This is a genomic window from Blastomonas sp. (assembly GCF_041747255.1).
In the GTDB taxonomy this organism is placed as follows: Bacteria; Pseudomonadota; Alphaproteobacteria; order Sphingomonadales; family Sphingomonadaceae; genus Blastomonas.
This window is the reverse complement of record NZ_JBGTFM010000040.1, coordinates 1-17,109: the sequence shown is the minus strand read 5'-3', so window position 1 is coordinate 17,109 and position 17,109 is coordinate 1. Positions and strand designations below refer to the sequence as shown.

Annotated in this window: 16 protein-coding genes and 1 pseudogene; 6 read left to right on the top strand and 11 right to left on the bottom strand. The window is 59.8% G+C overall.

Annotated features, from left to right (window positions below):
- The 4 genes from ACEW8G_RS01485 to ACEW8G_RS01470 form a co-directional block, all read right to left on the bottom strand.
- Positions 1-213, bottom strand: a 213-nt coding sequence (locus ACEW8G_RS01485) for an ExbD/TolR family protein (protein WP_373486676.1), incomplete at its 3' end; no start/stop codon positions are given.
- 54 nt (positions 214-267) lie between these two features.
- On the bottom strand, positions 268-798 hold the full coding sequence (locus tag ACEW8G_RS01480; RefSeq protein WP_373486675.1) for an ExbD/TolR family protein: 531 nt from the start codon (positions 796-798) through the stop codon (positions 268-270).
- 188 nt (positions 799-986) lie between these two features.
- Positions 987-1,757 carry a MotA/TolQ/ExbB proton channel family protein gene (locus tag ACEW8G_RS01475; protein ID WP_373486674.1) on the bottom strand — a complete coding sequence of 257 codons (771 nt, stop codon included), beginning with the start codon at positions 1,755-1,757 and terminating at the stop codon, positions 987-989.
- An 84-nt stretch (positions 1,758-1,841) separates the two neighbouring features.
- Complete coding sequence (locus ACEW8G_RS01470) at positions 1,842-2,513, bottom strand: energy transducer TonB (protein WP_373486673.1); 672 nt, start codon at positions 2,511-2,513, stop codon at positions 1,842-1,844.
- A 310-nt stretch (positions 2,514-2,823) separates the two neighbouring features.
- Between ACEW8G_RS01470 and ACEW8G_RS01465 the strand changes: the two genes are divergently transcribed.
- On the top strand, positions 2,824-3,642 hold the full coding sequence (locus ACEW8G_RS01465) for a hypothetical protein (RefSeq protein WP_373486672.1): 819 nt from the start codon (positions 2,824-2,826) through the stop codon (positions 3,640-3,642).
- A gap of 39 nt (positions 3,643-3,681) precedes the next feature.
- Here the strand turns inward: ACEW8G_RS01465 and ACEW8G_RS01460 are convergent, their stop codons facing one another.
- Positions 3,682-5,748, bottom strand: a complete 2,067-nt coding sequence (locus ACEW8G_RS01460; protein WP_373486679.1) for a S9 family peptidase — start codon at positions 5,746-5,748, stop codon at positions 3,682-3,684.
- A gap of 221 nt (positions 5,749-5,969) precedes the next feature.
- Between ACEW8G_RS01460 and ACEW8G_RS01455 the strand changes: the two genes are divergently transcribed.
- Positions 5,970-7,754, top strand: coding sequence for an aminopeptidase P family protein (locus ACEW8G_RS01455; protein ID WP_373486678.1), 1,785 nt, complete (start codon positions 5,970-5,972; stop codon positions 7,752-7,754).
- 124 nt (positions 7,755-7,878) lie between these two features.
- Entirely contained in the window at positions 7,879-8,343 is a 465-nt protein-coding gene (locus ACEW8G_RS01450; RefSeq protein WP_373486671.1) for an acyl-CoA thioesterase, read from the top strand.
- Between the two features lie 73 nt (positions 8,344-8,416).
- Here the strand turns inward: ACEW8G_RS01450 and ACEW8G_RS01445 are convergent, their stop codons facing one another.
- Both ACEW8G_RS01445 and rpsU read right to left on the bottom strand, forming a co-directional pair.
- Positions 8,417-9,037, bottom strand: a complete 621-nt coding sequence (locus ACEW8G_RS01445) for an FKBP-type peptidyl-prolyl cis-trans isomerase (protein WP_373486677.1) — start codon at positions 9,035-9,037, stop codon at positions 8,417-8,419.
- 91 nt (positions 9,038-9,128) lie between these two features.
- Positions 9,129-9,335: a 30S ribosomal protein S21 gene (gene rpsU / locus ACEW8G_RS01440; RefSeq protein WP_028641935.1), complete on the bottom strand. Its 207-nt coding sequence runs from the start codon at positions 9,333-9,335 to the stop codon at positions 9,129-9,131.
- 343 nt (positions 9,336-9,678) lie between these two features.
- Between rpsU and ACEW8G_RS01435 the strand changes: the two genes are divergently transcribed.
- A complete protein-coding gene (locus tag ACEW8G_RS01435) occupies positions 9,679-10,440 on the top strand; it encodes a class II aldolase/adducin family protein (protein WP_373486670.1) in 762 nt (253 codons plus the stop codon).
- Between the two features lie 38 nt (positions 10,441-10,478).
- Entirely contained in the window at positions 10,479-11,027 is a 549-nt protein-coding gene (locus ACEW8G_RS01430; protein ID WP_373486669.1) for a (2Fe-2S)-binding protein, read from the top strand.
- 7 nt (positions 11,028-11,034) lie between these two features.
- Here the strand turns inward: ACEW8G_RS01430 and ACEW8G_RS01425 are convergent, their stop codons facing one another.
- From ACEW8G_RS01425 to ACEW8G_RS01415, 3 genes are all read right to left on the bottom strand, one after another.
- Positions 11,035-11,259, bottom strand: coding sequence for a hypothetical protein (locus tag ACEW8G_RS01425; protein WP_373486668.1), 225 nt, complete (start codon positions 11,257-11,259; stop codon positions 11,035-11,037).
- 130 nt (positions 11,260-11,389) lie between these two features.
- Complete coding sequence (gene acs / locus ACEW8G_RS01420; RefSeq protein WP_373486667.1) at positions 11,390-13,342, bottom strand: acetate--CoA ligase; 1,953 nt, start codon at positions 13,340-13,342, stop codon at positions 11,390-11,392.
- Between the two features lie 87 nt (positions 13,343-13,429).
- Positions 13,430-14,275 carry a CoA ester lyase gene (locus tag ACEW8G_RS01415; protein WP_373486666.1) on the bottom strand — a complete coding sequence of 282 codons (846 nt, stop codon included), beginning with the start codon at positions 14,273-14,275 and terminating at the stop codon, positions 13,430-13,432.
- Between the two features lie 227 nt (positions 14,276-14,502).
- On the opposite strand from ACEW8G_RS01415, the gene ACEW8G_RS01410 reads away from it, so the two are divergent.
- Complete coding sequence (locus ACEW8G_RS01410; RefSeq protein WP_373486665.1) at positions 14,503-16,653, top strand: TonB-dependent receptor; 2,151 nt, start codon at positions 14,503-14,505, stop codon at positions 16,651-16,653.
- Positions 16,654-16,872: 219 nt separating this feature from the next.
- On the opposite strand, the pseudogene ACEW8G_RS01405 reads toward ACEW8G_RS01410, so the two are convergent.
- A pseudogene (locus tag ACEW8G_RS01405) lies at positions 16,873-17,109 on the bottom strand (ATP-dependent helicase); the annotation flags it as partial.

Below are 17,109 nucleotides of genomic sequence, written 5' to 3'. Positions count from 1 at the left end.
GTTGGTATCGACGATCAGCTTGTTCTTGACCGGTTCAACGACGGTCTCAGGCGGCGGCGTGCTGTCAACCGGAAGGTCGATTTTCACCGCATGGGTCTGAACTGGAATGGTGATGATGAACATGATGAGGAGAACGAGCATGACATCGATCAACGGCGTCGTGTTCATTTCCATCATCGGCTCGCCATCATCGCTGCCGCCACTCATTGCCATATCAAGCTACTCCCAAATTTCTCAAGTGGAGGCCGTCTTTAACGACGGCCTCAATCAAACTGCAGTCAGATCGATCGGCGAGGAGATAAAGCCAACCTTGGCAAAACCCGCGCGCTGCATCGTAAAAATTGCGCCACCGATGCACCGGTAGGGCGCATTGATATCACCGCGAATATGAACCTCGGGCAAATCTTCTTCTTCAAGATTATCCACGCCGCCGGCCGAAGCGATAATCGCTTCGAGCCGCTTCACGGCAATATCCAGAAGCTCGGTATCATCGACCGGCGTGACATTCACATACACCCGGCATTCACCGTTCGGGCTCGCACCGGCAAAACCATCATCGCCAGGGCTGAGACCACTGGCGTCAGTTGTAGTCACTGACAGCAGGATGTTTTCTGCCTTGGTCTCGGTCGGTTCAAATTCGACAACCGGGATGGTGAGGTCATCAACGGTTTGGATCACCACCGGAATCGCGATCAGGAAAATGATGAGAAGCACCAACATGACGTCCACAAGCGGCGTCGTGTTGATGTCAGACATCGGCTTTTCCTTGCTGCCGTCGCCTCCAACGCTCATTGACATCGCAATAAATCCTATTCTCTACTTGCCAAGCCGTAAACGACCGGAGTGGTTTTGCGCAGTCGCACCGCAGTGTTCCGCATGCCCGCCATGGTAACCCGGTGCAGCCGTTTAGAGCTGTATTAGGTGCTGAATTCATCAACCGGCGGGCGCTCGTAACGAACTATCCCGCCGGTATGATGAAAAGCTGCTTACTTCTTGATCGGTGCACCAGCAATTGGAGCAGCCGGCTTGGCAGCAGGAACTGGCTTGCCGGGCTGAACCGGGATCACCGCACCGTTCGATGCCATATAGCCGAGCACGTCAGTCGAAAAAGCGCTAAGCTGGGCAGCAATCACCTTGTTGCGTGCCTGCAGCCAGTTGTAGGCGAGCACAGCGGGAACGGCCACGCCCAGACCAAGTGCGGTCATGATCAGTGCTTCACCAACCGGACCGGCAACCTGGTCGATCGATGCCGAACCCGAGATGCCGATTTTGATCAGTGCGCGATAAATACCGATAACCGTACCGAACAGACCGATAAACGGCGACGTTGCACCCACGGTAGCAAGGAACGGCAGACCACCTGCAAGCTTGGCATTGATCGCCGCTTCCGAGCGGTTCAGCGAACCGTGCAGCCAATCGTGCGCCTCAACCGGATCAGTCAGCTTAGAGTGCTCATCGGCAGCGCGCAGACCATCATCGACGATCTGGCGGTAGGCCGAATTCTTTTCAAGCTTGGCAGCGCCGTCTTTCAGGTTGCCGGCACGCCAGAACGTTTCCTTCATCTTGGCGCTTTGGCTCATCACCTTCTGCTGTTCGAACAACTTTGTGAACAGGATGTAGAACGAACCGAACGACATGATGCCCAGGATGCCAACGGTAAAATAGGCGATAAGACCACCCTGTTCGAGCGCCTCCATGAAACCGAAGGCATTTTTCGGCGCTTCCGCGCCAGCCGCTGCAAGCATTTCAATCAACATCAAAACTTCCTCTCAGAATTAAAAATAGACCAGCGTCCATTAATCGAAATCAAACCCGCCGAGGCGGCATCCCCATCAGTCTGATTAACCAGGTATTTCCCAACGGATCGCATTGGAATAAGTGTCGGTGATTGCATTGCCTTCGGAGTCAACAGCAGGCTTGAATCGTGCCCGACGCGTAACGTTACGGCAAGTTGCTTCGTCAAGATCACCATGACCGCTGGATCCGGTAATTTGGCAATCAGTAACCCTGCCATCGGTGCCAATAGTGACCCGAAACCGCGTCGTTCCAGCCCGTTCCTCACGCAATGCGCGGGCAGGATAGTCGTTGACGTTGGCCCAGCTTGCCGGGTTGCCGCGAGGCGATGCACCCGATGCCTTTGACGGCGCCGGTGGCGGCGAAGGCGGCGCTGGCGGTGCCGGTGGTGGGGCCGCGATCGGCGTTGGCGTAAACACTGGCGGAGGCGTTCGGGTGGTGGTGATCACCGGTGCCGACGTCGGCGGCGTCCGCACAATTGGCGGCGGCGTTACAACTGGTGGCGGGGTGATCGGCTGGTCTGGCGGAGGTGGCGGCGGCTCATCCGGCTCAATCACTTCCTCTTCAACCTCAACGACGTTGAGTTTTTCAGCAACCGTTTTCACAGCGCTATATGCAAGGCCGGTCACCAGCGCATAGATGACCACAATGTGGATCAGCGCGACGACGGTGATGGAAACGAATTTGCTTCCGCTTGCCTGTTGATCAGCATAGGCCATTCAGAAACGAAGCTCCTTACCCTTATACAACCAGATTGTTATGGATGACGCCGATCATGCAACCTGCGCGATCCAGATGACGTCAGCCGATGACCTTAGCCAACCACTGAAACAATAACATTGCGGATTGCAACCTTTCCGGGTGCCCCGCTATGCCCTGTTTCGGTCTCTGGTTTGTTTTTCTCTTGCCCGAAAGCGGATTTAACGCGCAACTTATCGTCAGGCAATCGCTTAAATCGATTCAGAATGAATTAACACTCGGTACGCGAGGCTGATCGAGATTCGTTTCCGCGCGCAAGGACCCCTGAACATGGCTTTGAAATTGCGAAAATTTGTTGGTGTTACTGCGCTTTTCATTGCGTTTGCGACGATGGCGCAGGCACAGCAGCCTGCCGAAGCGCCGGGCTATGTCATGCTCACCAATCTGGCAGATACCGCGCCGCTGGTCATGCGGGCGCAGATCAAAAAGGCAACAGTTGTCGCATCCGAACGTGCACCCGACGTGCCAACAGCTATGGCGCGGCTGTATGTCGAGGCGCAGGTTCTCAACCTGATCCGCGGCCGCGCAGGGGTCACGGAATCGATTCGCTATCTTGCCGACGTGCCCCGCGATGCCCGCGGCAAGGTGCCCAAGCTCAAAAAGCAGCAGATGTTGCTGTTTGCCCGGCCCGCCGCCCGCGCGGGTGAGGTCCAGCTGATCAGCAAAAACGCCCAGATCGCATGGACTCCCGAGACCGAACAGCGTGTCCGTGCCATCGTTACCGAGCTGGTCGATCCGGCAGCACCGCCCGTCATTCGCGGCATCCGTGAGGCGCTGCACGTGCGTGGCAACCTGCAAGGAGAGGGCGAAACCCAAATTTTCCTCGCCACCGCAAATGGTGACCCTGTGTCGATCACCGTGTTGCGCAGGCCCGGCATTGCGGCACGCTGGGCGGTGTCGTTAACCGAGATCGTCGATGAGGCCGCCGCCCCGCCGCGCCCGGGCACATTGCTCTGGTATCGTTTGGCCTGCTTCCTGCCCGCACAGATCCCGCCGCGTGCCCTAGTGTCCGACACGCCGGGTGACAACGATCTTGCCGTGCGCGATTTCAATTTCGTGCGCGAGCAACTGGGGCCGTGCCAGGGATAGGGCGCGATACCGGCGCCGGGCACCGCGCCCCGTCTCCCGCTATTTCCCGGCCATATCCATTTGCCACAGGATGAAGGTAAACTCTTCGGCGGTTTCCTTCAGCGAATCAAAGCGGCCAGATTTGCCGCCATGCCCTGCCCCCATATTGGTCTTGAGCAGCAACATGCTGTCGTCTGTCTTGACGGTGCGCAGCTTTGCAACCCATTTCGCCGGTTCCCAATAGGTTACACGCGGATCGTTGAGCCCGGCAGTGACCAGCATCGGCGGATAAGCTTGCGCCGACACATTGTCATATGGACTATACGACCGGATCAGGTCGAACGCCGCCTTGTCGGTGATCGGGTTGCCCCATTCGGGCCATTCGCCCGGCGTCAACGGCAGGCTTTCATCGAGCATGGTGTTGAGCACGTCGACGAACGGGACATGCGCAACGATTGCGCCCCACAGGTCGGGGTCTGAATTGACGATCGCTCCCATCAGCTCGCCGCCTGCCGATCCTCCGCTGGCTGTGACCTTGCCCTTCGCGGTATAGCCCTTGTCGATCAGGCCCCTGGCGACATCGACAAAGTCGTTGAAGGTGTTGGTGCGCTTGGTCAGCTTGCCATCAAGATACCATTGCCGGCCAAGGTCATCCCCGCCCCGGATGTGCGCAATCGCATAAGCAAAGCCGCGATCAACCAGACTGAGCCGGGTGACCGAGAAGTTCGGCGGGATCGCATAGCCATAGGCACCATAAGCATAAAGATGCAGCGGCGCGCTGCCATCTTTCACGAACCCGTTCTTGTAGATCACCGATACCGGCACCTGCGTGCCATCGCGCGCGGTGATCATCACCCGCTCGGTGACATAATCCGCAGCATTATAGCCCGACGGTATTTCCTGCACCTTGAGCACGCTCAGCGCACGGCTCGCGACATCATAATCATAGACGGTGTCGGGCGTGACCATCGATTCGTAGGTCAGCCGGAGCGTCTTGACATCCCATTCGGGGTTGTTGGCAAGCGATGCCGAATAGCTCGCCTCAGGGAAAGTGATCGGCGCGCGCTGACTGACATCGGCGTAATCGCGGATCTCGATCTGGTCGAGGCCCTCGCGCCGACCTTCGATGACATAAAAGTCTTTGAACGCAGTCATATCGGTCATGTAGAATGCGTCGGAGCCCGCGATCAGCGTCTTCCATTCGCCCGGTGCGTCGATGCTGGCGGTGGCGAGGCGGAAGTTGATGTGGTCATCGTTGGTGTGGATGAACAGCGTCCCATCGCGTTCCTCGACATCATATTCGCGACCCTTTTTGCGCGGGCTGACCAAGATCGGCGTCGCCTGCGGATTGTCGGCGGGCACCAGGCGGATCTCGCTGGTTTCATTGTCGCCGGTGCCAATCACGATATATTTTTCAGATGAGGTGAGCGCCACATTGACGCGAAAACCCTCGTCATCCTCATGATATAACTCAACATCGCTATCCGCCGGCGTGCCGATGACATGCAGCCGCGCGTTGTCAGTCCGCCAGTTTTCATTGGCGAGGCCATAGACGAACGCGCCAGAATCAGCGCGCCAGACGAGCGATGACAAGGTGCCGGGGATAACATCGGCCAGCATCGCGCCGGTGGTCAGGTCCTTGACCCGCGCCTCGAACCGCTCCGAGCCATTGTCATCGACTGCAAAGGCGAGCAACTTGCCATCCGGGCTGATCGAAAAGGCGCCGAGGCGGAAATAGTCCTTGTCCTTGGCGAGCTCGGTTTCATCGAGCAGCAGCACCTTGTCGCCGCCCGCCACCGGTTTGCGATACCATTTCTTGTATTGCGCGCCGGCCTCAAACTCGACCCAGTACAGCCAGTCGCCGTCCTTCTGCGGCACCGACGCATCGTCTTCCTTGATCCGCCCCTTCATTTCCTGAAACAACGTGTCGGTGAGCGCCGCATGGGGCTTCATATTGGTTTCGAACCAGCGGTTTTCCGACTCCAGATAAGCAATGACATCGGCATCATCGACCTTGGGATAGCTCTGATCCTTCAGCCAGTGCCACGGATCGCTGATGGTCACGCCATGGCGTTCAAAGCTGTGGGGCCGCTGATCGGCAATCGGCGGCTGGGTCGGTTCGGTCATTGATGCACTTTCGTTGAAGGAATTGGGTGAGTTGGCCAGCGCAGGAGCGGCCAGCGCCGCGAGCGCGAGCCATGAGGCAGACATCAATAAACGCGACACCATGTATCATCCCCTCGTTGCACTTTGCCGCACTGTTCGCCGCAAAGCTGGCAAATTCGGTGCGATCCATCTATCTTGTGCCATCCACGCTTTTGCAAGGGAGTTGCAGCCCACTTATGCTTATGTCCACCCATGAAGCCCGCCTTGCGGCTCTGCGCGAACAATTAAAGCGGCAGGACCTCAGCGGTTTTGTCGTCCCCATCTGCGATGAGCATATGAGCGAATATATCGGCTCCTATGCGCAGCGGCTGGAATGGCTGACCGGGTTTGGCGGCTCTGCGGGCACAGCAGTGGTGCTGTCCGACAAAGCGGCGATTTTCGTCGATGGACGTTACACGATCCAGGTGCGCGATCAGGTGGATGGCCGTTTGTTCGAATATGTCGGTACCGCCAGCCAGTCGGTCGCTGACTGGCTCGGCAAGAATGCAACCGAAGGCAACCGCATCGGCTTTGACGCCTGGCTGCACACGCGCGACTGGGTCAAGGCGGCGACGCGCGCGATCGCCAAGGCGGGCGCTGAGCTAGTGGCGGTGGAGGCAAGCCCCCTCGACGCCGTCTGGCTCGACCAGCCCGAGCGCCCGGCCGCGTTGATGGTGCCGCACCCGCTGGAATATGCGGGCCGCGAGTCGGCTGTCAAACGCGCCGATATCGCTACCTGGCTGCAGGATGAAGGCCTGGATGCTGCGGTGATCACCGCGCTCGACTCGGTCGCATGGCTGTTCAACGTGCGCGGCGGCGACATCGAGCACACACCGGTCGCGTTGGCCTATAGCGTGGTGCACAAAGATGGCACGGCAGATCTTTATGTCGCGTCAGACAAGGTGAACGACGATCTGCGCGCGCATCTGGGCAATCAGGTGGCATTGCACGACTATGCCGCATTTGCTGACGGGCTCGACGCACTGGCCGGCAAGGCGGTTGCGGTCGACCCCGAACGCGCGGTCGCGGCAATTTTCGCGCGGCTTGAAGCGGCAGGTGCCAACATCAGCGCGCGGCGGGACCCCGGCGTCTTGCCTCGCGCAACCAAGAACCCGACCGAGATCGCCGGGCACCGTGCAGCGCAGGCGCGCGATGGGGCTGCACTCAGCAACTTTCTGCACTGGCTGTCGGTCGCCGCGCCGCAGGGCGGCGAGACCGAGCTCTCGGCGGCGGCGAAGCTGCTCGCATTCCGTCAGGCCTCCGGCAAGCTGATCGACACCTCGTTCGATACGATTTCGGGCGCGTCATCCAATGGCGCGATTTGCCACTACCGGGTCAATGAGGAGACCAACCTGCCCATCGTCATGGACAGCCTGTATCTCGTCGATTCGGGCGGCCAATATCTTGACGGCACAACCGATGTGACACGCACCATCGCCATCGGCACGCCGACCGACGAGATGAAGCGTCGCTTCACGCAGGTGCTCAAGGGCCATATCGCGCTCGCCACCATTCGTTTTCCCAAGGGAACCACCGGGGGCCAGCTTGATGCCCTCGCGCGCCAGTTTCTGTGGGCCGACGGCGTCGATTATGCGCACGGCACCGGTCATGGTGTTGGCAGCTTTCTGGCGGTGCATGAAGGCCCGCAGCGGATCGCGGCGTTTGGCGGCCATGGCGAACCGCTGCGCCCCGGCATGATCTGTTCGAATGAGCCCGGCTATTATAAGGCAGGCGAATACGGCATCCGTATCGAAAATCTGGTGCTGGTCGAGACGCTCGATCTGCCCGGCGCTGAACACGAGGTGCTTGGTTTCGAAACGCTGACCTCCGCCCCGATAGACCGAAACTGCATCGATCCGGCACTGCTCAGCGCGGCCGAACTAGCCTGGCTCAATGTCTATCACGCCAAAGTTCTTGAGATCGTCGCCCCCCAGCTTGAAGGCGATGCCAGGGCCTGGCTTGACACGGCTTGCGCGCCGATCGCCTAGGCAAAAGCGTTCTGACTGGGGCAAGTGGCAACCTTATGGTGGCGCTTTGGGATTCACGCGAATGCCAGCGCCATCACGATGGACACTCTCCTGACGGGTATTAATCAGATCAGGATTTCCGACCATGACCGACACGCCCACCCGCAACCAGTTCCGTTGCATTACGCCCAAGCGCGTGCGTTATCATGAGGTCGATCTGCAAAACATCGTCTTCAACGCCAATTACCTGATGTATGCCGATGTCGCGATCACCGAGTATTTCCGTGCACTGCGCGTGGCCAATGGGCTTGGCGGCGATGGCGCATTCAACTTTTTCGCGCCTGATCATGATATGATGGTGCGCCATGCAACGATTGACTATCGCGCCAGCGCCAAAGCCGACGATATGCTCGATCTGGCAACGCGGATCACGCGCTTCGGCACCAGCAGCCTGACGAGCCAGTGCGCCATCTTTCGCGGTGACGCGTTGCTGACCGTTGTGACGATAACCTACGTGCATTTCGCGCTGGCGACCGACCGGCCTGCCCTGGTTCCGCAAGGGTTCCGCGATATGGTGGCGGCGTTTGAGGTGACCGCGCCGGACAGTTGATCGCCCGGCGTATCGATTCGTGATGCACACAACGAAAAAGGCCGGCAGAACCGCCGGCCTTTTTCGTTATCGATCAGTTGCCTGGCATCCCCGGCATACCTGGTGGAGGACCACCTGCTCCGGGCTGCGGGCCACCGGGACCAGCCTGTTGTTGCATCTGCTGCATCGCGCGCAATTGCTGCTCGGGAATGAATTCCACCAGCTCGACGTCGAAAATCAAAAGGCTGTTCGCCGGAATCACGACTTCGCCGGTTTGTGGATTTGCTTTTTCTTCCGCGCCATAGCCAAGCTCGGGGGGGATCCACAGACGATATTTGCCGCCACGCTGCATCCGTTTCAGCGCCTCGGAAAAGCCGGGGATCGATCCAGCGACCGGCATCGGTACGCGGTCGTTGGCATCAAATACGCTTTCGTCGACCAGCCGACCTTCATAGTTGATCAACGTCACGTCGGCGTCGGTGGGCGATGCGCCTTCACCTTTCACCAGTTCCTTGATCTGCAACCCGCTTTCAGTGCTAACCACGCCGGGTTCATCCGCATTGCTCGCCATAAAACCGGCAGCGGATTGAGGCACACTCTGCATGCCAGCCCAGGCGGTACCTGCTGCCAGTGCGACAGCAATCGCGACACCAAACCAAAGCTTGGTGAGAGAACCTTTCGCAACCGGCGGAATTGGAACACGCGTAACTGACATGGCAGGCTCCCCCAAACTCAACGACCAGCGCTCAATCGCCACTAGCGAATCAACTGCAATCGATCCACCGAAGCCTCATGCTATAACCGGCTTATTTGCCGCCGTCACGCTCAACGCGCTTGCGCTCAAGCTTGCGTGCACGACGCACCGCAGCAGCTTTTTCACGCGCACGCTTTTCTGAGGGCTTTTCGAAATGACGGCGCAGTTTCATTTCACGATACACGCCTTCGCGCTGCAGCTTCTTTTTGAGCGCCCGCAGCGCCTGGTCAACATTGTTATCGCGAACAAGAATTTGCATAAACTTACGCCAGCTCCATTTCAATCAATGCCTTGCAGAGCCTGAACGACCCCGCCACTTCGGCGTGATCAAGGCAGCAAAGCCAAAATATAAAGGCCAATAAAAAAGGGCACGCCAGCCACAAGGCTGTCGGTCACCGGATAGCCGTTACCAGCACCCTATGCCCAGTTCAAGGCAAATCGCAGCTTTTCCGTCCAAAAGCACCACCTGTGACAACCATACAACGCCTTGATGCAGGATCGTTTCCATCGGAATCGATAGACGACTGGCATTGCATGGCCCCGTCAAGTCATGCGATACCCTTCACAACCAACAAACCGTAAAACATGTTTAGGAGAGCGCCATGGCCACCGCATTGAAACCATTGACCGAAATGGCCAGCGAAGAGCGCGGGGCCCGCAAGCTGCTTGCCTCATGCTACCGCGTGTTCGACATGCTCGGCTGGTCGGAAATGATCTACAACCATATCACCCTGAAAGTGCCGGGAGAGGAAGACGCGTTCCTGATCAATCCGTTTGGCCTGCATTTCAGCGAGGTCTGCGCGTCCAATCTTGTCAAGATCAACAGCGCGGGTGAGAAGCTCGACGGGTCGCCCTATGCGGTCAACAAGGCAGGGTTCACCCAGCACAGCATCTTCCACGATCGACTGCCTGAGATGCATTGCATCATCCACACGCACACCACTGCCACGATGGCGGTCTGTTCGGTCGAGGGCGGACTGCAGCCAACCAACTTTTATGCCTGCAACTTCATCGGCAACATCGCCTATCATGATTTTGAGGGCGTCACGGTGCGCGGTGAAGAGGGCGAGCGGCTGGTGCAGGCGCTGGGCAAGCGCCGTATTCTGATGCTCAAGAACCACGGACCGGTGGTGCTGGGCCGCACCCTGCCCGAAGCGTTCATCACCTATTGGGCCTTGCAGCGCGCCTGCGAAATCCAGCTCGCGACGATGTCGATGGGCCAGCCAATTATCGTTCCTCAGCATGTGATCGATGTGCACCAGCGTGATCTGGGCCAGGTGCAACTGCCCGGCGGACCCGGTGCGCCCGATTTCGCCGCGATGGTCCGGCGGGTCGACCGCATAGACAGCAGTTGGCGCGATTGACGCTTGCCATGGGACGGTCGCGCGGCAATTGAACGGCGATGACCAAGTTCACTGTCAACGACCGACCGGTGCAATATCGGCTTGATCCGGCAACGCCGTTGCTCTGGGCGCTGCGCGACGCATCGAACCTGACCGGCACCAAATACGGCTGCGGCAATGGCGATTGCGGTGCATGCATCGTTGAGATTGATGGTGAAGCGATCCGGTCATGCCTCGTTACCATCGCAGAGGTCGAAGGGCGCTTCGTCACCACCATTGAAGCGCTGAGCCGCGACCGCAGCCATCCAGTGCAACAGGCGTTTGTGGCTGAACAGGCGGTTCAATGCGGATTTTGCACATCGGGCATGATCATGGCGGCGCACGTGCTGCTGCGCAAGAACAGCAACCCGAATGATGCCGAGATCGACGCGGCGATACGCAACCTGTGCCGCTGCGGCACCTATCCCCGGGTCCGCGCCGCGATCAAGCGCGCGGGGCGCATCATGCGCCGCGAAGAAACCATCGCCGCCGTCCCTCCGCCCGGCATTTCACCTGCCGACGCGGCAAAAGCCGTGCCTGCGCTTGTGGATCCGGCTGGTCGACAATAGGCCTGGGTCAGCGCTGACCGGAGGCTTTGCGCAGCATCGCCTTCAATCCGGACTGGCCGCGCTTTGACAGGGCGACAATCGCGGTCAATGTCATGGCGAGGAAGCCCAGGCCGACGATCAGGCCGGATGAGGCGCCAATAACCAGCAGCGCGAGCATGACGATGACAGAGGGCGCAGCGACGAGGCCCACGACGCCAGACACAGCCAAAGCCGCGCGAAATGGTGAAAACATTTAAGATACCTTCGGGTTTGCTGCGGTCGCGCAGATATCGAGCGACGAAATAGCCAAGCCGATGTGTCAACCTAGCATGACACTTTCAGAAAGCCAGCGATTCTGTTGCTGCAACGCGGAATATTCTCGATCAGGCGTTTCGCCGTCCTTTGATTAACGCGTCAACCACCCCGGGATCAGCCAATGTGCTGGTATCGCCCAGCGCACCGAATTCGTTCTCGGCGATCTTGCGCAGGATGCGGCGCATGATCTTGCCGCTGCGCGTCTTGGGCAAGGCAGGGGTGAAATGCAGGTGGTCGGGGGTGGCGATCGGGCCGATTTCCTTGCGCACCAGGGTTTTCAGTTCCACTGCAAGTCCATCATCACCACTGTCGCCGGCATTCAGCGTGACATAGCAATAGATCCCCTGCCCCTTGATGTCGTGCGGGAAACCGACCACCGCTGCCTCGGCTACACGCGGATGAAGCACCAATGCGCTTTCAACCTCCGCTGTACCCATGCGGTGGCCCGAGACGTTGATCACATCATCGACCCGGCCGGTGATCCGGTAATAGCCGTTGGCGTCGCGCTTGCAGCCATCGCCAGTGAAATATTTGCCCTTGTAGGTGCTGAAATAAGTCTGCTTGAACCGCTCATGGTCACCAAACACGGTGCGGGCCTGGCCCGGCCATGAAGCAGCGATGCAGAGGTTACCCTCGGTTGCGCCATCAAGCACATTGCCATCGGCATCGACCAGTTCGGGCACGATGCCGAAAAATGGCAGGCCCGCGCTACCTGGTTGCATCGCATGCGCGTGTGGCAGGGTGGTGATCATGACGCCGCCGGTTTCGGTCTGCCACCAGGTGTCGATCACAGGCACGCGCTCTTTTCCGACAACGCGGTGATACCAGCGCCACGCTTCGGGGTTGATCGGTTCGCCCACTGACCCGATCAGCCGCAGCGCGGACAGGTCATGCTTGTCGACCGGACCTTCGCCCTCGCGCATCAGCGCGCGAATCGCGGTGGGTGCGGTGTAGAAGATGTTGACGCCATGACGTTCGCACATATCCCAGAAGCGGCTGTGATCGGGATGGTTGGGCACGCCTTCGAACATCAGGCTGGTCGCGCCATTGAGCAGCGGACCGTAGACCACATAGCTGTGGCCGGTGACCCAGCCGATGTCTGCGGTGCACCAGAACACCTCGCCGGGCCGGTAATCGAAGGCGAAATGAAAGGTCGTCGCGGTCCACACCGCATAGCCGCCGGTGGTATGCAGCACGCCCTTCGGGCTGCCGGTTGAGCCCGAGGTGTAGAGGATAAACAACGGATCTTCGGCATTCATCGGCTCGCAGGGACATGTCGTCGCGACCCCCGCCGCAACATCATGATACCAGATGTCGCGGCCCCCGGTCATTGGCACCTCATCACCCACATGCCGCACCACCAGCACGCCATCGACCGTGATGTCGTGCATGCCAAGCGCCGCATCGACATTGGCTTTCAACGGCACGGTCTTGCCGCCGCGCCGGCCCGCATCGGCGGTGATCACGAAGCGGCTGGCGCAATCGGCGATCCGCCCCGACAGCGCCTCGGGCGAGAAACCGCCAAACACCACCGAATGCACCGCACCGATGCGCGCGCAGGCCAGCATCGCCACCGCGCCTTCCAGGATCATCGGCAAATAAATGGTGACGCGATCGCCTTTTTTGACACCCATGGATTTCAGCACATTGGCAAAAACCTGCACCTCGCGCAGCAGATCGGCATAGCTTAAGGTCCTGACGTCACCAGGAGCATCGCCCTCCCAGATCAGCGCAGGCACATCGCCATGGCCGACCGCAACATGCCGGTCGACCGCGTTGTGGCAGATATTCAACTGGCCATCTTCAAACCATTTGATATCAACCAGATCAAACGACCATTTGCCACTGCGTATAGGCTTGCTCACCCAGTCGAGCCGGTCCGCCTGCAACCCCCAGAAACCATCGGGATCATTGATCGACGCATTATAGAGCGCCTGATATTGCGCCGCTGTGCAGCGGGTCTGGTCATCATATGGCGCCGCCACCATGGCTTCGCTTTGGGGGCTATCGGTCGCGTCCATCTGATGATCCTTGTTTGCGTCTCTATCCTGATGCTTAGCAGAGTTTGCCCCATCAGCCAGCGCGATGGAGGCAAGGCTGGACCGGTTTCACGAAGGCGCTTCGGCCAGCATCAGGATTTGCCGCGCCTGTTTAAGGTGCGGGGCATCGACCATCTTGCCATCAATGCGCAACGCCCCGGCGGCTGGATTTTCGGCAAAGGCGTCCACAATGCGACGGGCGGCCTCGCATTCGGCGGCGCTTGGGGTGAAGGCGGCGTTGATCGCCGCGATTTGCGCCGGATGGATCGCCAGCATACCATTAAAGCCATCGCGCGCGGCGCGGTCGGCATAAGCGGTGAGCCCGTCCGCATCGCTTATATCTGTGTAGACCGTGTCGATCGCCGCGACCTGCGCTGCGTGCGCGGCGAACAGCGTCAGCGAGCGTGCCATCTCATAAGGCGGCGTGTAGCTGCCATCGGCATGGCGGCTGGCCTTCGCGCCTATGGCAGCGGGCAGATCCTCCGCACCCCAGCTGATCGCGATGAGCCGTTCGGCACATTGGCGATAGCTCCCCAGCTCAAAGATCGCCGCCGGGGTCTCGGTCGCAATTGGCAACACGGGTGGCAGCGGCGCGCCCGACCAGAGCGAGGCCAGCCAGTCGACAGTGCCTGCCCCCTCGGCCTTGGGCAGCACGAGGGCGGTGGGCGGTGTGGCCAGCAGACACGCAATGTCATTGTCCGCTTCACCGCTGCCATGCGGATTGACCCGCACAAAGCTTGGTACTTCATGCGCCTCGCGCAACCAGTCGGCCACTGCTTCGCGGGCAAAGCTCTTGCGCTCGTGCATGACCGAATCCTCAAGGTCGAGGATGATTGCATCCGCCCCGCTCGCCGCTGCCTTGGCAAAACGTTCGGGCCGGTCAGCAGGGACAAACAGCAATGATCGCAAACGCATCAAAATGATCCTTATTCAGCAGCGTGCCTGATCGCTTTGCCCCAAGCCCTTCACGACGACAAGCGCTGGTGCAGCGCCCGGCATTACGCGTATCGTGCTTTTTGGGTTGTGATATTATATCATCTCTGTTAGCGGCTACCTTGCCCTTGAGGCAGTGGCTGTTGCGTTGGCGCAGCTACGCCCGGTTTTTCACAGCACTTAAAACATCACAGGAAACCAGCCCCCAAATGCGTCGCAACAAGCTCACCGCCACCACCGTTCTTTTGCTCGGCGCCACAGCGCTTGCCCCCTTGCCCGCACTCGCCCAGCAAACAACCGCACCGTCGCAGCGCCCGGCCGCAGACGAGGATGACGATTTCCATCGCAGTGGCGGCATTGTCGTCACCGCCCCGTTTGTGCGCGATCTCAGCATTCTGGCGGGCACATCGGAGATTTCCGGCGACCAGCTCAGCCGCGAGACCCGCTCGCAAATCGGCGATGTGTTGACCAAGCTGCCCGGCGTCTCGGCTACCAGCTTTTCGCCCGGCGCATCGCGCCCGGTGCTGCGCGGCTTTCAGGGTGAGCGCATCCGGGTGTTGACCGATGGCATCGGAACCATCGACGTCTCCAATACCTCACCCGACCATGGTGTCACTGTAGAACCGATCGTGCTTGATCGCATTGAAGTGCTGCGCGGCCCAGCGGTGTTGTTGTTCGGCGGCCAGGCGGTCGGCGGCGCGGTCAATGCCATCGACAAGCGCATTCCGCGCGCCGTGCCCGACGAACCGTTCCATCTCGATGCATTGGCGACTTATGGCACGGCTGCCGATGAACGCAGCATCGGCGCAAGCCTCGATGTGCCGATCACGTCCAAGCTGGTGCTGCATGTGGATGGCAGCTATCGCAAAAGCAACGACGTGCGCGTCGGCGGCTTCGTGCTCTCGCCCGGCCTGCGTGCCGAGCAGCTCGAGATTGCCGCTGAAGAACGCGAGGAAGGCAATCTTGGCGAGGCCGAGGAAGCCGAAGAGCTGGCGGCCTTGCGCGGACGCATTCCAAATACCGGCACCGAGACCTACAGCTTTGCTGGCGGCCTCGCTTATATCGGGGAAGGCGGAAACTTCGGGGTATCAGCCAGCTATTACAACAGCCTGTACGGCGTACCTGCGCGCCCCGGCGCAGAACATCACCACGGCGAAGAGGGTGAGGACGAGGGCGAAGGCGAAGAGGAAGAAGGCCCCGTCACCATCGGGCTCGACCAGATCAAGGTCGATTTCCGCGGCGAAGTGTTCCTGCCCGGATTTTTCCAGGCGCTGCGCCTGCGCGGAGCCTATGCCGATTTCAACCAGACCGAGTTTGAAGGCGATGAGGTCGGCACAGTGTTCCGCAACAAGGGCATCGAGACCCGAATGGAGCTGGTACAGCGCGACAACAATGGCTGGCGCGGTGCGACAGGTGTGCAATATATCCACCGTGATTTCAGCGCGGTGGGAGCAGAAGCATTCCTGCCGCCCAATGTCACCGACCAGCTTGGCCTGTTCACGCTGCAGGAAGTGCGTAGCGGCAATATCGAGATAGAAGGCGCAGCGCGCTATGACAAGGTCAATGTCAGGTCACAGCAGGCAGGGGTAGAGCGCGACTTCAACTCCTATTCCTTTGCACTGGGGCTGGCCTATATTGCAGATGACAGGCTGCGCTTCGGGGTCAACCTGAACCGGGCACAGCGCGCGCCTGCGGCCGAAGAGCTGTTTTCCAACGGCGCGCACATTGCAACCCAGGCGTTTGAAATCGGCGACCCTACGTTCGGCACGGAAAAGAGCTGGGGCGGCGAGGCATATGTGCGTTACAACACGCCAAACGCCAGCTTCGCGATCACCGGTTTTTATAATGATTTCGATGACTTCATCATTGATGTTCCCACCGGGCTTGAAGAAGACGAACTGCCGGTATTCCAGTATATCCAGAACGACGCCAGATATTACGGGTTTGAGGTCGAGGGGTCGGTCGTGCTGGCGCGCGCCGGTGGGTTCACCGTTTCAGCCGATGGTGTGCTCGATTATGTGCGCGCCTCGCTGGACGGCCTGGGACCAGTGCCGCGCATCCCGCCGCTGCGCGTACTGGGCGGGCTGGAGGCACGCAGCGACAGTTTCAGTTTGCGCGGCGAGGTCGAATGGTTCGACGATCAGGAACGTAACGCCGATTTCGAAACGCAGACCGGTGGCTTCACCTTGGTCAATGCCAGTGCCTCATGGAAGCCCTTTGGCCGCGAAAAGGGCGTGACCCTGATCGCCTCTGCCAACAATATCTTCGATGTGGTCGGCAGGCGCGCTGCGAGCTTCACCAAAGATTTTGCACCGCTGGTGGGCCGAGACTTCAGGGTATCTGCGAAATTTAGCTTTTAATGCACTGGGCTCCTGTTCTCTGGCATGAGCCGGAGAACAGGGACCAACTGCAGTATGAACCCGACAGCGTTGGGCAAACGTCGCTCGACTTCGCCCGGGACAGGCGGAGCCTCAGTCGCACTTGCTATCCATTGTCGTAACGCGATGTCTGCTGTGTTCCCGGGCGCAGTCGAAGGACGTCGCATCCAGCATCCCGAGAAGTTTTTTCGCTGCGACCGCTCAGCTCTCGCCGAATCCCACTGACAGAAAATCAGGCATCGGGCCATTCCAGCCGTCATCCGCTGCAGGATCGCGTTCGGGCGTGCGGCGGGGTTTGCGTTCCGGCTTGGCCGCGCCGCGTGCCGCAGGCTTGCGCGGCTCGGGGCCATGATCCGGCTCAGCAATCTCTGCCTGGGCCTTTGGTTCGCTTTTCGCGCGAGGCTCTGGCTTGCGCTTTTCCGCGCGCGGGGTGCGGCG

Excerpts from the sequence above, each read along its gene's own strand:
- ACEW8G_RS01475 (WP_373486674.1), bottom strand. The coding sequence starts at position 1,757 with ATGTTGATTGAAATGCTTGCAGCGGCTGGCGCGGAAGCGCCGAAAAAT.
- acs (WP_373486667.1), bottom strand. The coding sequence starts at position 13,342 with ATGGACGCGACCGATAGCCCCCAAAGCGAAGCCATGGTGGCGGCGCCA.
- ACEW8G_RS01430 (WP_373486669.1), top strand. The coding sequence starts at position 10,479 with ATGACCAAGTTCACTGTCAACGACCGACCGGTGCAATATCGGCTTGAT.
- ACEW8G_RS01465 (WP_373486672.1), top strand. The coding sequence starts at position 2,824 with ATGGCTTTGAAATTGCGAAAATTTGTTGGTGTTACTGCGCTTTTCATT.
- ACEW8G_RS01480 (WP_373486675.1), bottom strand. The coding sequence starts at position 798 with ATGTCAATGAGCGTTGGAGGCGACGGCAGCAAGGAAAAGCCGATGTCT.
- ACEW8G_RS01470 (WP_373486673.1), bottom strand. The coding sequence starts at position 2,513 with ATGGCCTATGCTGATCAACAGGCAAGCGGAAGCAAATTCGTTTCCATC.
- ACEW8G_RS01445 (WP_373486677.1), bottom strand. The coding sequence starts at position 9,037 with ATGTCAGTTACGCGTGTTCCAATTCCGCCGGTTGCGAAAGGTTCTCTC.
- ACEW8G_RS01415 (WP_373486666.1), bottom strand. The coding sequence starts at position 14,275 with ATGCGTTTGCGATCATTGCTGTTTGTCCCTGCTGACCGGCCCGAACGT.
- ACEW8G_RS01435 (WP_373486670.1), top strand. The coding sequence starts at position 9,679 with ATGGCCACCGCATTGAAACCATTGACCGAAATGGCCAGCGAAGAGCGC.
- ACEW8G_RS01455 (WP_373486678.1), top strand. The coding sequence starts at position 5,970 with ATGTCCACCCATGAAGCCCGCCTTGCGGCTCTGCGCGAACAATTAAAG.
- ACEW8G_RS01410 (WP_373486665.1), top strand. The coding sequence starts at position 14,503 with ATGCGTCGCAACAAGCTCACCGCCACCACCGTTCTTTTGCTCGGCGCC.
- ACEW8G_RS01450 (WP_373486671.1), top strand. The coding sequence starts at position 7,879 with ATGACCGACACGCCCACCCGCAACCAGTTCCGTTGCATTACGCCCAAG.
- ACEW8G_RS01460 (WP_373486679.1), bottom strand. The coding sequence starts at position 5,748 with ATGACCGAACCGACCCAGCCGCCGATTGCCGATCAGCGGCCCCACAGC.
- ACEW8G_RS01425 (WP_373486668.1), bottom strand. The coding sequence starts at position 11,259 with ATGTTTTCACCATTTCGCGCGGCTTTGGCTGTGTCTGGCGTCGTGGGC.
- rpsU (WP_028641935.1), bottom strand. The coding sequence starts at position 9,335 with ATGCAAATTCTTGTTCGCGATAACAATGTTGACCAGGCGCTGCGGGCG.